This is a genomic window from Brachybacterium sp. sponge (assembly GCF_001613775.1).
Classification (GTDB): Bacteria; Actinomycetota; Actinomycetes; order Actinomycetales; family Dermabacteraceae; genus Brachybacterium; species Brachybacterium conglomeratum.
Window position 1 is genome coordinate 1,604,603 of record NZ_LRMP01000001.1, and the last position, 12,804, is coordinate 1,617,406.

19 protein-coding genes are annotated in these 12,804 nt (G+C 69.5%); all 19 read left to right on the forward strand.

What is annotated here, in order from left to right; all coding sequences use genetic code 11:
• The 19 genes from rplX to A4A78_RS07130 all read left to right on the forward strand — a co-directional run bounded on the left by rplX (nt 1) and on the right by A4A78_RS07130 (nt 12,803).
• On the forward strand, nt 1-387 hold the full coding sequence (rplX, locus tag A4A78_RS07040) for a 50S ribosomal protein L24 (RefSeq protein ID WP_062947604.1): 387 nt from the start codon (nt 1-3) through the stop codon (nt 385-387).
• Nucleotides 387-959, forward strand: coding sequence for a 50S ribosomal protein L5 (rplE, locus tag A4A78_RS07045; protein WP_010550319.1), 573 nt, complete (start codon nt 387-389; stop codon nt 957-959). The genes rplX and rplE overlap by 1 nt, the downstream gene beginning before the upstream one ends.
• Nucleotide 960: 1 nt before the next feature.
• On the forward strand, nt 961-1,146 hold the full coding sequence (locus A4A78_RS07050; protein WP_010550318.1) for a type Z 30S ribosomal protein S14: 186 nt from the start codon (nt 961-963) through the stop codon (nt 1,144-1,146).
• A 72-nt stretch (nt 1,147-1,218) separates the two neighbouring features.
• Nucleotides 1,219-1,617, forward strand: coding sequence for a 30S ribosomal protein S8 (gene rpsH, locus A4A78_RS07055; RefSeq protein WP_010550317.1), 399 nt, complete (start codon nt 1,219-1,221; stop codon nt 1,615-1,617).
• 22 nt (nt 1,618-1,639) lie between these two features.
• Nucleotides 1,640-2,182 (forward strand): 50S ribosomal protein L6, encoded by a 543-nt coding sequence (gene rplF, locus A4A78_RS07060; RefSeq protein ID WP_010550316.1) that lies wholly within the window; start codon nt 1,640-1,642, stop codon nt 2,180-2,182.
• Nucleotides 2,183-2,184: 2 nt separating this feature from the next.
• A complete protein-coding gene (gene rplR, locus A4A78_RS07065) occupies nt 2,185-2,571 on the forward strand; it encodes a 50S ribosomal protein L18 (RefSeq protein WP_062947605.1) in 387 nt (128 codons plus the stop codon).
• 37 nt (nt 2,572-2,608) lie between these two features.
• A complete protein-coding gene (gene rpsE / locus A4A78_RS07070) occupies nt 2,609-3,298 on the forward strand; it encodes a 30S ribosomal protein S5 (RefSeq protein ID WP_010550314.1) in 690 nt (229 codons plus the stop codon).
• Nucleotides 3,295-3,477 carry a 50S ribosomal protein L30 gene (gene rpmD / locus A4A78_RS07075; RefSeq protein WP_053917125.1) on the forward strand — a complete coding sequence of 61 codons (183 nt, stop codon included), beginning with the start codon at nt 3,295-3,297 and terminating at the stop codon, nt 3,475-3,477. Before rpsE ends, rpmD begins: the two co-directional genes overlap by 4 nt.
• A 5-nt stretch (nt 3,478-3,482) precedes the next feature.
• The gene (rplO, locus tag A4A78_RS07080) at nt 3,483-3,950 is read left to right on the forward strand and encodes a 50S ribosomal protein L15 (RefSeq protein ID WP_010550312.1); all 468 of its coding nucleotides are present in this window, start codon (nt 3,483-3,485) and stop codon (nt 3,948-3,950) included.
• A 157-nt stretch (nt 3,951-4,107) separates the two neighbouring features.
• Nucleotides 4,108-5,412 (forward strand): preprotein translocase subunit SecY, encoded by a 1,305-nt coding sequence (gene secY / locus A4A78_RS07085; RefSeq protein ID WP_062947606.1) that lies wholly within the window; start codon nt 4,108-4,110, stop codon nt 5,410-5,412.
• A complete protein-coding gene (locus tag A4A78_RS07090; RefSeq protein ID WP_082835218.1) occupies nt 5,409-6,017 on the forward strand; it encodes an adenylate kinase in 609 nt (202 codons plus the stop codon). The genes secY and A4A78_RS07090 overlap by 4 nt, the downstream gene beginning before the upstream one ends.
• Complete coding sequence (gene map, locus A4A78_RS07095; RefSeq protein WP_062947607.1) at nt 6,014-6,853, forward strand: type I methionyl aminopeptidase; 840 nt, start codon at nt 6,014-6,016, stop codon at nt 6,851-6,853. The genes A4A78_RS07090 and map overlap by 4 nt, the downstream gene beginning before the upstream one ends.
• Nucleotides 6,854-7,210: 357 nt before the next feature.
• Nucleotides 7,211-7,432 (forward strand): translation initiation factor IF-1, encoded by a 222-nt coding sequence (infA, locus tag A4A78_RS07100; protein ID WP_010550308.1) that lies wholly within the window; start codon nt 7,211-7,213, stop codon nt 7,430-7,432.
• 22 nt (nt 7,433-7,454) lie between these two features.
• On the forward strand, nt 7,455-7,568 hold the full coding sequence (rpmJ, locus tag A4A78_RS07105) for a 50S ribosomal protein L36 (RefSeq protein ID WP_010532506.1): 114 nt from the start codon (nt 7,455-7,457) through the stop codon (nt 7,566-7,568).
• 220 nt (nt 7,569-7,788) lie between these two features.
• A complete protein-coding gene (gene rpsM, locus A4A78_RS07110; protein ID WP_010550307.1) occupies nt 7,789-8,163 on the forward strand; it encodes a 30S ribosomal protein S13 in 375 nt (124 codons plus the stop codon).
• Between the two features lie 109 nt (nt 8,164-8,272).
• On the forward strand, nt 8,273-8,677 hold the full coding sequence (rpsK, locus tag A4A78_RS07115; RefSeq protein WP_062947608.1) for a 30S ribosomal protein S11: 405 nt from the start codon (nt 8,273-8,275) through the stop codon (nt 8,675-8,677).
• 166 nt (nt 8,678-8,843) lie between these two features.
• Nucleotides 8,844-9,839, forward strand: coding sequence for a DNA-directed RNA polymerase subunit alpha (locus A4A78_RS07120; RefSeq protein ID WP_010550305.1), 996 nt, complete (start codon nt 8,844-8,846; stop codon nt 9,837-9,839).
• A gap of 27 nt (nt 9,840-9,866) precedes the next feature.
• A complete protein-coding gene (gene rplQ, locus A4A78_RS07125; protein ID WP_062947609.1) occupies nt 9,867-10,364 on the forward strand; it encodes a 50S ribosomal protein L17 in 498 nt (165 codons plus the stop codon).
• Between the two features lie 363 nt (nt 10,365-10,727).
• Complete coding sequence (locus tag A4A78_RS07130; RefSeq protein WP_062947610.1) at nt 10,728-12,803, forward strand: S-layer homology domain-containing protein; 2,076 nt, start codon at nt 10,728-10,730, stop codon at nt 12,801-12,803.
• Nucleotide 12,804 lies beyond the last annotated feature (1 nt).

Sequence of the window (12,804 nt, forward strand, 5' to 3'; positions counted from 1 at the left end):
ATGGCAAAGATGAAGATCAAGAAGGGCGATCTCGTCCAGGTCATCACGGGCCGCACGAGCGACGCCGACAAGGCCGCCGCACGTGGCCTCGAGGCCGGCGACAAGGGCAAGCAGGGTCGCGTCCTGCAGGTGTTCCCCGATACCCAGCGCGTGCTGGTCGAGGGCATCAACCGCCGCACCCATCACGTCAAGCCGAACCAGGCCGGCGGCGCGGGCGGCATCGAGCAGCGCGAGGCCCCCATCCACGTCTCCAACGTGGCCCTGGTCGACCCGGAGGACAACAAGCCGACCAAGATCGGCTACCGCGTCGAGACCGTCGAGCTCGAGAACGGCCGCACCAAGCAGGTGCGCGTCCGCTTCGCCAAGCGCTCCGGGAAGGACATCTGATGAGCGAGACCGCCACCCAGGCGCCCACCCCGCGTCTGAAGACGAAGTACAACGACACCATCAAGGCGCAGCTGACCGAGCAGTTCGGCTACGAGAACGTCATGCTGGTGCCCGGCCTGACCAAGATCGTCGTGAACATGGGCGTCGGCGACGCCGCACGCGACTCGAAGGTCATCGACGGCGCCATCAAGGACCTCGCCGCCATCACCGGCCAGAAGCCCCAGGTCACCAAGGCTCGCAAGTCCATCGCGCAGTTCAAGCTGCGTGAGGGCATGCCGATCGGTGCGCACGTCACGCTGCGCAACGCTCGCATGTGGGAGTTCCTGGACCGTCTGCTCTCGACCGCGCTCCCGCGAATCCGCGACTTCCGCGGCCTCTCGCCGAAGCACTTCGACGGCAACGGCAACTACACCTTCGGTCTCACGGAGCAGGTCATGTTCCACGAGATCGACCAGGACAAGATCGACCGCGTCCGCGGCATGGACATCACGGTCGTCACCACCGCGAAGACCGACGACGAGGGGCGCGCGCTGCTCAAGCTGCTCGGCTTCCCCTTCAAGGAGGAGAACTGATATGGCGAAGACAGCCCTGATCAAGAAGTCGGAGCGCAAGCCGAAGTTCGCGGTGCGCGCCTACACCCGGTGCCAGCGCTGCGGTCGGCCCCACTCGGTCTACCGCAAGTTCGGCCTCTGCCGCGTGTGCCTGCGCGAGATGGCTCACCGCGGCGAGCTCCCCGGCGTCACCAAGAGCAGCTGGTAAGGACTACCGCCACAGGTCCCACGGCCCCGTCACGGGGCGTAGGGGAAACCAGGTGAGGAAGAAGCAACAGACATGACCATGACCGACCCGATCGCGGACATGCTCACGCGGATCCGGAACGCCTCCGGGGCGTACCACGAGACCGCGTCCATGCCGTATTCGAAGCTCAAGGCCCGCATTGCGGACATCCTGAAGGCAGAGGGCTACATCCTCGGCTGGCGTGAGGAGGAGGCCGAGGTGGGCAAGTCGCTCGTCCTCGAGCTCAAGTACTCCGACAGCCGCGAGCGTGCCATCTCCGGGATCCGCCGCATCTCGAAGCCGGGCCTGCGCGTGTACGCGAAGTCCACCAACCTGCCCAAGGTCCTCGGCGGACTGGGCGTGGCGATCCTGTCCACGTCCTCCGGCCTCCTGACCGACAAGCAGGCTGCCAAGAAGGGTGTGGGTGGGGAAGTCCTCGCCTACATCTGGTGAGCGGGAGAGGAGACCACTAGCTATGTCCCGCATCGGACGCCTGCCGGTCGCAGTGCCGGCCTCTGTCCAGAACGTCACCATCGAGGACCGCACCGTCACGGTGACCGGCCCCAAGGGCGAGTTCACCCACGAGGTGCCCGCCCCTCTGACCGTCGCGCGCGACGACGAGGGCAACATCGTCGTCTCGCGTCCCGATGACGAGCAGGAGAACCGTGCGCTGCACGGTCTGACCCGCACGCTCATCAACAACATCGTCCTCGGCGTCACCGAGGGCTTCACGAAGAAGCTGGAGATCGTCGGCACGGGCTACCGCGTCGTCGCGAAGGGCACGGACCTCGAGTTCGCGCTCGGCTTCTCCCACCCCGTCGTGGTGAAGGCGCCCGAGGGCATTACCTTCGCCGTCGAGTCGCCGACCAAGTTCTCGGTCAGCGGCATCTCGAAGCAGCAGGTCGGGCACGTGGCCGCGAAGATCCGCGGGATCCGTCCGCCGGAGCCCTACAAGGGCAAGGGCGTGCGGTACGCCGACGAGGTCGTGCTCCGCAAGGCCGGAAAGGCTGGTAAGTGACCATGGGTTACGCACTCAAGCACACCAAGGGCAACCGCGGCAGCAAGCTGCGCTCGCGCGGTCGTCGCCACCTCCGCGTCCGTCGCCGCGTCATCGGCACCGCCCAGCGTCCGCGCCTGGTGGTCACCCGTTCGTCGCGTCACGTCTTCGTGCAGGTCGTCGACGACTCCCTCGGCAAGACCATCGCGTCGGCCTCCACCATGGAGGCGGACCTCCGCGGCGCCGAGGCGACGAAGTCGGACAAGGCCCGCACCGTCGGCACCCTGGTCGCCGAGCGCGCTAAGGCCGCCGGCATCGACGCGGTCGTCTTCGACCGCGGTGGCAACAAGTACCACGGCCGCGTGGCCGCCGTCGCCGACGGCGCCCGCGAGGCCGGCCTGGCGCTGTGACCGCCGCCCGGACACAGGACGAGAAGAGGATCTGAATATGGCTGCACAGCAGCGTAGCAACGGTCCCGCGGCCTCCGGCCGACGGGACGACAACACCAGCAACAGCAACAACGATCGCGGCGGCCGCCAGGGCGGCGACCGCGGCGGTCGTCAGGGTGGTCGCGGTCGCGGTCAGGACGCCGAGAAGTCGGCGTTCCTCGAGCGCGTCGTGAGCATCAACCGCGTCTCCAAGGTCGTCAAGGGCGGCCGCCGCTTCGCCTTCACCGCCCTCGTGGTGGTCGGCGACGGCGACGGCACCGTCGGTGTCGGCTACGGCAAGGCCAAGGAGGTGCCGGCGGCGATCTCCAAGGGCGTCGAGGAGGCGAAGAAGAACTTCTTCCGCGTCCCGCGCGTCCAGGGCACCGTCGTGCACCCGGTCCAGGGCGAGGATGCGGCGGGCGTCGTCCTGCTGCGCCCGGCCGCCCCCGGCACCGGCGTGATCGCCGGCGGTCCGGTCCGCGCCGTGCTCGAGTGCGCCGGAGTGCACGACGTGCTCTCCAAGTCGCTCGGCTCGACCAACGCGATCAACATCGTGCGGGCCACCGTCGACGCCCTCAAGCAGCTCGAAGAGCCGGAGGCCGTGGCCGCGCGTCGCGGTCTCGCGGTCGAGGACGTCGCCCCGGCGGCGCTCCTGCGGGCCCAGGCCGAGGGCCGCGCCGCGGCCCGTGCCGAGAAGGTGGGTGCGTGATGCAGATCAAGGTCACCCAGACCCGTTCCGAGATCGGCGGCACCCAGAGCCAGCGAGCCACCCTGCGCGGCCTCGGCCTCAAGCGCATCGGTGACACGGTGGTGAAGGAAGACCGCCCCGAGATCCGCGGCATGATCCGCACCGTCACCCACCTGGTGACGTTCGAAGAGGTGGAGTGAATCTCATGAGCATCGAGGACCAGAACGCAGCAACCCCTTTGAAGCTCCACGACCTGCGCCCCGCGCCCGGTTCCAAGACCGCGCGCACCCGCGTCGGCCGTGGTGAGGCTTCGAAGGGCAAGACGGCCGGTCGAGGCACCAAGGGCACCAAGGCCCGCTACCAGGTGCCCGTCGGCTTCGAGGGCGGGCAGATGCCGCTGCACATGCGGCTGCCGAAGCTTCGCGGCTTCACCAACCCCTTCCGCGTCGAGTACCAGGTCGTGAACCTGTCGACCCTGCAGGAGCTGTTCCCCGAGGGCGGCACCGTCACGGTCGAGGACCTCGTCGCCAAGGGCGCTGTCCGCAAGAACCAGCCCGTGAAGGTGCTGGGCCAGGGCGAGGTGAGCGTCAAGCTCGACATCACCGCTCAGAAGTTCTCCGCCTCGGCGGAGCAGAAGATCGCGGCGGCCGGCGGGTCCGTCACCACCGCGTGACATCTTTTTGACGGGCACCGCGGCACAGACTTAGTCTGAGCCGCGGTGCCCTGTCGTCATTCCAGGGCCGGTCCGAACGCCCGCGCCCACCGCGCGCGGCCGCAGGACGGCCGACCACCGCCTCGGCCCCGTCCCAGGACCTCCAGGAGGGAATCAGGTGAACTCGTTCGTGCGCGCGCTGCGCACTCCCGAGCTGAGGGCGAAGATCCTCTTCACGCTCGGTCTGATCGCCGTCTACCGACTCGGCGTCTTCGTCCCCACCCCGGGATTCGACGCCACCAACGTGATGATGTGCGCGGACCAGGCCGCCTCGGGTCAGGGCGCCAACGTGCTGGGCATGGTCAACATGTTCTCCGGCGGCGCGCTGCTGCAGCTGTCCATCTTCTCCCTCGGCGTGATGCCGTACATCACCGCCTCGATCATCGTGCAGCTCCTGCGCGTGGTGATCCCGCGGTTCGAGGCCCTCCACAAGGAGGGCGCCTCCGGCACCGCCAAGCTCACCCAGTACACCCGCTATCTCACGATCGGTCTGGGCGTCCTCCAGGCCACCACGATCATCACGCTGGTGCGCTCGGGCAACTTCTTCGTCGGCTGCACCCTCGAGCTCGTGCCCGACCAGTCGATCCCGACCCTGCTGCTCATGGTGATGACCATGACCGTCGGCACGGTCCTGATCATGTTCATGGGCGAGATGATCACCGAGCGCGGCGTCGGCAACGGCATGTCGCTGATGATCTTCTCCTCGATCGCCGCGAGCTTCCCCGCCGCCTTCGGCCAGGTCTGGCAGCTCAAGGGCTGGATCACCTTCTCCCTCGTGATGCTCGTGGGCCTGCTGATCATGGTCGGCATGGTGTTCGTCGAGCAGTCCCAGCGCCGCATCCCCGTGCAGTACGCCAAGCGCATGGTGGGACGGCGCATGTACGGCGGCACCTCCACCTACATCCCGATCAAGGTCAACCAGGCCGGCGTCATCCCCGTCATCTTCGCCTCCTCGATCCTCGCGCTGCCGCAGATGGCCGCCTCCTTCGGGGACCCGTCGGCCGAATGGGTGCAGTGGATCAACACGCACCTCGTCCTCGGTGCCTCCTTCTCGTGGATCTACGCCGTGGTCTACGTGGCCCTGATCGTCTTCTTCGCGTTCTTCTATGTCTCGATCACCTTCAACGCGGAGGAGATCGCCGACAACATGAAGAAGTACGGCGGCTTCGTCCCCAACGTGCGCGCGGGCAAGCCGACCGAGCGCTACCTGCGCTACGTCATCAATCGCATCCAGAGCGGCGGCGCCGTCTATCTCGCGGTGATCTGCCTGATCCCGCTGGTCGCGCTGTTCTACCTCGGCACCTCGCAGGACTTCCCGCTGGGCGGCGTCTCCCTCCTGATCGTGATCGGCGTGGGGCTGGACACCGTCAAGCAGATCGACGCGAAGCTCCAGCAGCACCACTACGAAGGGATTCTCCGGTGACCACCCCCACCGCCTCGAACGGCTCGACCGCCCCCGCCCGCCGTCTGCTGATCGTCGGCCCGCCCGGAGCGGGCAAGGGCACCCAGGCCGTGCGCGTCGCGGAGGAGCTCTCGATCCCCGCGATCTCCACCGGCGACATCTTCCGGGCCAACGTCTCGGGGCAGACCGAGCTCGGCGTGCTCGCGAAGTCCTACATGGACAAGGGCGAGTACGTCCCGGACTCCGTCACCAACGACATGGTCCGCTCCCGCCTGGCGGAGGCCGACGCCCAGGACGGCTTCCTGCTGGACGGCTACCCCCGCACCCTCGACCAGGTCGAGGCGCTCGACGGCATGCTCGCCGAGCTCGGCACCCCGCTGGACCTCGTCCTGCTGCTCGTGGTCGAGCAGGAGGAGGTCGTGCAGCGCCTGGTGGCGCGCGGCGCCGAGCAGGGCCGCAGCGACGACACCGAGGAGACGATCCGTCGCCGCCTCGAGGTCTACGCCGAGCAGACCGCCCCGCTGATCGACGTCTACGAGCAGCGCGGCCTGGTGCGCCGCGTGGACGGCATGGCCCCGATCGACGAGGTCACCGCCGCGCTGCGCGAGGCCCTCGGCGCACGATGAGCCTCCTGCCCGAGCGGGTGGAGTGGAAGACGCCCGAGCAGATCGCGGTGATGCGGCGCAGCGGCCACCTGCTGCACCGCGTCCACGACATGCTCGAGGCCGAGATCCGTCCCGGCATCACCACGGACGAGCTCGACTCCCTCGCCCACGCGATGATCCGCGACGCGGGGGCGACGCCGAACTTCCTGGGCTACCAGGGCTACCCGGCCACGCTCTGCATCAGCGTCAACGATGTCGTGGTCCACGGCATCCCCGACGCCCGCCCCCTCGAGGAGGGGGACGTGGTCTCGATCGACGGGGGCCTGATCATCGACGGCTGGCACTCGGACGCGGCCCGCACCCACATCGTGGGCCGGCCCCGCTCGGTCGGCGACGAGGACCTGGTGCGGATCACCGAGGAGGCCCTCTGGGCCGGGATCGCGGCGCTCGCCACCGCCGAGCGCGTCGGCGACGTCGGCGCCGCCATCGAGGACTACGTCGAGCAGGCGGCGGGGGAGTCCCTCTCCCACCTCGAGGGCTTCGGCGGCCACGGCATCGGCACCGCGATGCACCAGGCGCCCGACGTCATGAACTACCGGGTCCGTTCCCGCGGGCCGAAGGTGCGCCCGGGCCTGTGCGTCGCGATCGAGCCGATGCTGATCCAGGGCCAGGGGAACTGGGAGCTCGAGGACGACGAGTGGACCGTCCGCGCCACCTGCGGCGGCCGCGCCGCCCACGCCGAGCACTCGGTCGCCGTGACCGAGCAGGGGCTGCTGGTGCTGACCGCCGGCGACGGGGGAGCGGCCGAGCTCGCCCGGCGCGGGGTCGTCGCCGCCCCCGATCCGCTCGCGGCCTGAGCCGGTCGGAACCGTCGGCCCGATGCGGGGTCGACCCGACGACGGGCGGGGCGGGGGAGCGGGGCCGACGTGATGGGCATCATCGCGTCGGCCCTCGCCGAATCCGGACCTCGCGTGTAGGCTGGTCCATCGGGTGTGCTCCGATCGCGCGTGCGAACGTGTGCTCGTGCAGTCCCGTCGTGCCGTCCGTCCGGCAGGTCCTCGAGGCCGCAGGACGAGGCCGACGCACTGCCTCGGCGCCACCCTCGTCGATCACCGTACCGTCACCCGACGGTCGGTGTGCAGGGCCTGGGAAACCAGGAACCAAGTACGCGGAACTCGGCCCCGGCTTCGCCGGAGGCGGGAGATTGGGGAGGCATGGCGAAGAAGGACGGAGTGATCGAGGTCGAGGGCACGGTCACGGAGGCGCTCGCGAACGCGCGCTTCCGCGTCGAGCTCGACAACGGGCACATGGTGCTCGCGCACATCTCCGGAAAGATGCGCCAGCACTACATCCGCATCCTTCCCGAGGACCGTGTGGTCGTCGAGCTGAGCCCCTATGACCTCGACCGGGGCCGCATCGTCTACCGCTACAAGTGATCGTCCCGGGAGAAGGAAAGCTATGAAGGTCAAGCCGAGCGTCAAGCCGATCTGTGACAACTGCAAGGTGATCCGTCGCCACTCGCGCGTCATGGTCATCTGCTCGAACCCCCGTCACAAGCAGCGCCAGGGCTGAGCGGAGCGATCCGCCCGTCCCGGCCCCTGCCGTGACAGCCGCCGTCAGGCGGCACGCCCCGCAGCGCGGGGCACCCCGCCCGCATCGCGGGCACCACACAAATGAAGAGACGACACCACCGGCGTCGGCCGGTCACCCGCAGGACGGAGGCTGCGGCGTCGGGGAGACAGTCCCGGCGAGGTGTCGGCTCAGGCCTCCGAGACAGTAGGAGAATCTGCACATGGCACGTCTGGTGGGAGTGGACCTTCCGCGCGAGAAGCGCCTCGAGGTCGCCCTGACGTACATCTTCGGCATGGGACGCACGCGCGCCCAGGAGACCCTCGCCGCGACCGGCGTCTCCGGCGACAAGCGCGTCCGTGAGGTGAGCGACGAGGAGCTCGTCCAGCTCCGCGATCACATCGAGGCGAACTACATGGTCGAGGGCGACCTCCGCCGCGAGGTGGCCGCCGACATCCGCCGCAAGGTCGAGATCGGCAGCTACCAGGGGCTGCGCCACCGCCGCGGCCTGCCCGTCCACGGTCAGCGCACGAAGACCAATGCGCGCACCCGCAAGGGTCCGAAGCGCACGGTCGCCGGCAAGAAGAAGGCTCGCTGATCCGCGGCTTCCGCTGATCGGCCGCCCGGCTCCGTCCCCGGAGCCCGCAGTCACTTCGCGCCGTTGAGGGAACCGGCGCACCCCCACACCACCAGAGGAGTTCTGCCGCATGGCAACCAAGACCCGTCAGGCCGCTGCGCGCAAGCCGCGCCGCAAGGACAAGAAGAACATCGTCAACGGCCAGGCCCACATCAAGAGCACGTTCAACAACACCATTGTGTCCATCACGGACCCGACCGGCGCCGTCATCTCCTGGGCCTCCGCCGGCCAGGTGGGCTTCAAGGGCTCGCGCAAGTCGACCCCGTACGCCGCGCAGATGGCCGCCGAGGCCGCCGCGCGCCAGGCGCAGGAGCACGGGATGAAGAAGGTCGACGTCTTCGTGAAGGGCCCGGGCTCGGGCCGCGAGACCGCGATCCGCTCGCTCACCGCGACCGGCCTCGAGGTGGGCTCGATCCAGGACGTCACCCCGCAGCCGCACAACGGCACCCGTCCGGCCAAGCGCCGCCGCGTCTGATCCCGTCGGCCGTGACGTTGGGACGCCCCGCTCGTCACGGTCGACCGTGTCGGGCGGGGTCTCCCGCGCCCGGCGTCCCCGGACCCCTCGCGGGTCACCCCCGTCTTCCAGGCCCACCGCCCCCTTCTGAGCGTCATATGGCGGACGCTCGCCGAAAGGATCCACAGTGCTCATTGCACAGCGCCCCACGCTGACCGAAGAGGTCGTGTCGGACAACCGCTCCCGGTTCGTCATCGAGCCGCTCGAGCCGGGCTTCGGCTACACCCTCGGCAACTCCCTGCGCCGCACCCTGCTGTCCTCCATCCCCGGCGCCGCGGTCACCTCGATCCGCATCGACGGCGTGCTGCACGAGTTCAGCACCGTCCCCGGCGTCAAGGAGGACATCACCGAGGTCATCCTCAACATCAAGAACCTCGTCGTCTCCTCGGAGAACGACGAGCCCGTCGTGATGTACCTGCGCCGCGAGGAGGCCGGCCGCGTCACCGCCGCCGACATCACCCCGCCGGCCGGCGTGGAGATCCACAACCCCGACCTGCACATCGCGACCCTCAACGAGAAGGGCCGCCTGGAGGTCGAGCTGATCGTCGAGCGCGGCCGCGGCTACGTCTCCGCCGCGCAGAACAAGGGCGTCGACGGCGAGATCGGCCGGGTCCCGGTCGACTCGATCTACTCGCCCGTGCTGAAGGTGACCTACAAGGTCGAGGCGACCCGTGTCGAGCAGCGCACCGACTTCGACAAGCTCATCGTCGACGTCGAGACCAAGCCGGCCATCAGCCCCCGCGACGCGGTGGCCTCGGCGGGCAAGACCCTGGTCGAGCTGTTCGGCCTGGCCCACGAGCTGAACCAGGAGGCGGAGGGCATCGAGATCGGTCCCTCGCCCACCGACCAGGCGCTGGCCGCTGATCTGGCCCTGCCGATCAACGACCTGAACCTCACGGTCCGCTCGTACAACTGCCTGATGCGCGAGGGCGTCCACACCGTCGGCGAGCTGACCGCCCGCTCCGAGGCGGACCTGCTCGACATCCGCAACTTCGGACAGAAGTCCATCGACGAGGTCAAGGCGAAGCTCGCCGAGCTCGGGCTGTCGCTGAAGGACTCCCCGGCCGGGTTCGACCCCGCTGCCCTGGACTCCTACTCCGACGACTTCGGCGACCAGTACTGACCTTCACTTCCACCAAGGAGAACGACCATGCCTGCACCCACCAAGGGCGCGCGCCTCGGCGGATCCCCCGCGCACGAGCGGATGATCATCGCGGGCCTCGCCACCGAGCTGTTCCGTCACGGCCGGATCACCACCACCGAGACCAAGGCCAAGCGCCTGCGCCCCCACGCGGAGCGTCTGATCACCCAGGCGAAGAAGGGCGATCTCGCCTCCCGTCGCCGCGTGATGCAGACCGTCCGTGACAAGGGCGTCGTCTACCAGCTCTTCGAGGAGATCGCCCCGACCTTCTCCGAGCGTCCCGGCGGCTACACCCGCATCACCAAGGTCGGCCCCCGCAAGGGCGACAACGCCCCGATGGCCGTCATCGAGCTGGTCACGGAGGAGTACTCCGCGAAGCAGTCCGTGGTGAAGGAGGCCGAGGGCGCCGCGAAGAACGCGTCCAAGGCCGAGGAGACCCCGGTCGCCGAGACCGAGGCCCCCGCCGCGGAGTCCACCGAGGAGTCCGAGGAGACCAAGGAGGCCTGATCCGGGCCGCCTGATCCTCGCGGCTCGCAGGACCGCCGCGCCGGAGGGCGCACACCGCCGAGGGCGGGCCGACGGGAGAGATCCCGACGGCCCGCCCTCGTCGTCCGTCCGGGGCCTCCGGGGCCGACGGAGCCCGGATCATCCGAACGGGTGCGACGGATCCGACCGTCGACGGCCCCTCGCTGGGCCGACGAGGACGGGACGGGGCACACTTGTTCTTTGTGCGATCGTGACCGGCCCTTCCCGATGCGTTCGCGGACGTGGACTACGGTGGACTGTGCCCCGCCGCGCACCCGTCGACCGCTCCACGCCTCGGCGACGCGCCCCGGGATCCCCCGTCCCCTCTCCTCCGGAGCCTTCGTGATGTCCCACCGGACCCTTCCCCCCGAGTCCGACGCCCGCCCCCTCTCCCTCAGCCGCCGCACCCTGATGGCGGCGACCGCCGCCGCGGTGCCCGCCGGAGCCGTCGCGCTCGGCGCCGCTCCTGCCCTGGCCGACCCGACCGTCACCGACGGCGAGACCCGTGTGGTCGACGTGCCGCTGGCGGACGCACCGCTGGTCGAGGCCGACGGCGTCCAGGTGCGTGACCTTCCCGAGCAGCCCGGGACCATGGTGGGCGTGACCTGGCCGAGCGAGTCCGATGCGCCCGAGGTGCAGGTCCGCGGCAAGGACCAGGACGGGCAGTGGACCGCCTGGGAGCCGCTCGAGACCGCCGAGGACCCGGAGACGGGCGAGGACGCCCCCGGCACCGAGTGCGCCTGGGTGGGCGTCGTCGGCGCGCTCCAGGTCCGGGCCGAGCTCGACGGGGCCGACGTCACCGAGCAGCTCACCGCGCACGTCATCACCACCTCGCCCACCGCCGAGGACGCAGTCGTCGCCCAGAGGGCAGGCGCCCCGCAGCCGATGTCGACCGCCGCCCAGCAGGACATGGCCGCGACCGCCGCGGCGACGACGATGGCGAACCCCGCCACTCCGGTCCTCGGGCCGGGCGCGCCCTCCTACACCTCCCGCGCCGGATGGGGCGCGAACGAGGGCCTGGTGCGCGGCACCAGCGGCTCCGACCAGCTGAAGGCCGTGGTCATCCACCACACCGCCGGCACCAACAGCTACTCCTCCTCGCAGTCCGCGGAGCTCGTGCGAGGCATCCTGACCTACCACACGCAGACCCTGGGCTGGGCCGACATCGGCTACAACGTGCTGGTCTCCAAGTACGGGCAGATCTTCGAGGGTCGCAGCGGCGGCCTGCACCGCAACATCACCGGTGCCCACGCCTACGGCTTCAACACCGGCTCCTTCGGCATCTCGGTGATGGGCAACTACCAGAGCACCTCCGCGCCGTCGGCCGCCCGCGCGGCCGTCGCACGCCTGGTGGGCTGGAAGCTGCTGAGCACCTTCCAGATCAAGGTCGCCTCCACCTCCTCCTGGACCCCGGGCTCCGGCACCCGCTTCCCCGCGGGGAAGACGATCGCGCTGCCGAAGATGTTCGGCCACCGGGACGTGAACTACACCGACTGCCCCGGCAACGCGCTGTACAACCAGTTCGGGAGCCTGCGTGCCGAGGCTCAGCGCGCGATCGACGGCGGCTGGAAGGAGCACCTGTGGGCCTTCCAGGGCGCCGGCGGCTCCTCGAAGCTCGGCTACGTCGTCAAGTCCGCGCACAAGACGGGCAAGTACACCGCGACCGTGCTCACCAAGGGACTGATCCTGCAGGAGAGCGGCGGCAAGGCCTCCGGCCACACGACCCCCTTCGCGAAGCAGTGGGCCGCCTCATGGGGACGCCCCGCGAAGGCCGACTCCCAGGACGGCGACCGCCGCATCCAGGCCTTCCAGAACGGCGTCGCCGCGAACGAGGGCGGGAAGGTCCGCTTCGTGACCCCGTACTTCCGCGACGTCTCCCCGTCGAGGGTGTTCTTCCTCGAGATCACCGACCTCGCGGCGCGCGGGATCACGAAGGGCTGGGGCTACCCGCCGAACGCCCGCTTTCAGCCGAACTCGGACAATCTGCGCGATGCGATGATCGCGTTCATCACCCGGGCACTGAAGATGCCCAGCAACTACCAGGGGCCGAGCAAGTCGCCCTTCAAGGACGTCACGCGGGACATGGCGTTCTACGACGAGATCTGCTGGGCATATGAGAGGGGCATTGCACTCGGCTGGGGCAGCGGGAGCAGTCGCACTTTCCGCCCATTCGATCCGGTCAAGCGCGATGCCGTCGCGGCTTTCCTCTACCGTGCCGCCAAGGCGACTGACACAAGCAAGCAGAGCGGCTTCACCGACGTCCCCGCCTCGCACGTCTTCGCCAAGGAGATCACCTGGCTGTCGAAGGCCGGCATCGCCCGCGGCTGGGACGACGGCACCTTCCGCCCGAACGCCTTCATCAAGCGCGACCAGATGGCCACGTTCATGATCCGCTGGATGAAGCACACCGGGCGGTACTGAG

Excerpts from the sequence above, each read along its gene's own strand:
- rplX (WP_062947604.1), top strand. The coding sequence starts at position 1 with ATGGCAAAGATGAAGATCAAGAAGGGCGATCTCGTCCAGGTCATCACG.
- rplE (WP_010550319.1), top strand. The coding sequence starts at position 387 with ATGAGCGAGACCGCCACCCAGGCGCCCACCCCGCGTCTGAAGACGAAG.
- A4A78_RS07050 (WP_010550318.1), top strand. The coding sequence starts at position 961 with ATGGCGAAGACAGCCCTGATCAAGAAGTCGGAGCGCAAGCCGAAGTTC.
- rpsH (WP_010550317.1), top strand. The coding sequence starts at position 1,219 with ATGACCATGACCGACCCGATCGCGGACATGCTCACGCGGATCCGGAAC.
- rplF (WP_010550316.1), top strand. The coding sequence starts at position 1,640 with ATGTCCCGCATCGGACGCCTGCCGGTCGCAGTGCCGGCCTCTGTCCAG.
- rplR (WP_062947605.1), top strand. The coding sequence starts at position 2,185 with ATGGGTTACGCACTCAAGCACACCAAGGGCAACCGCGGCAGCAAGCTG.
- rpsE (WP_010550314.1), top strand. The coding sequence starts at position 2,609 with ATGGCTGCACAGCAGCGTAGCAACGGTCCCGCGGCCTCCGGCCGACGG.
- rplO (WP_010550312.1), top strand. The coding sequence starts at position 3,483 with ATGAGCATCGAGGACCAGAACGCAGCAACCCCTTTGAAGCTCCACGAC.
- map (WP_062947607.1), top strand. The coding sequence starts at position 6,014 with ATGAGCCTCCTGCCCGAGCGGGTGGAGTGGAAGACGCCCGAGCAGATC.
- infA (WP_010550308.1), top strand. The coding sequence starts at position 7,211 with ATGGCGAAGAAGGACGGAGTGATCGAGGTCGAGGGCACGGTCACGGAG.
- rpmJ (WP_010532506.1), top strand. The coding sequence starts at position 7,455 with ATGAAGGTCAAGCCGAGCGTCAAGCCGATCTGTGACAACTGCAAGGTG.
- rpsM (WP_010550307.1), top strand. The coding sequence starts at position 7,789 with ATGGCACGTCTGGTGGGAGTGGACCTTCCGCGCGAGAAGCGCCTCGAG.
- rpsK (WP_062947608.1), top strand. The coding sequence starts at position 8,273 with ATGGCAACCAAGACCCGTCAGGCCGCTGCGCGCAAGCCGCGCCGCAAG.
- rplQ (WP_062947609.1), top strand. The coding sequence starts at position 9,867 with ATGCCTGCACCCACCAAGGGCGCGCGCCTCGGCGGATCCCCCGCGCAC.
- A4A78_RS07130 (WP_062947610.1), top strand. The coding sequence starts at position 10,728 with ATGTCCCACCGGACCCTTCCCCCCGAGTCCGACGCCCGCCCCCTCTCC.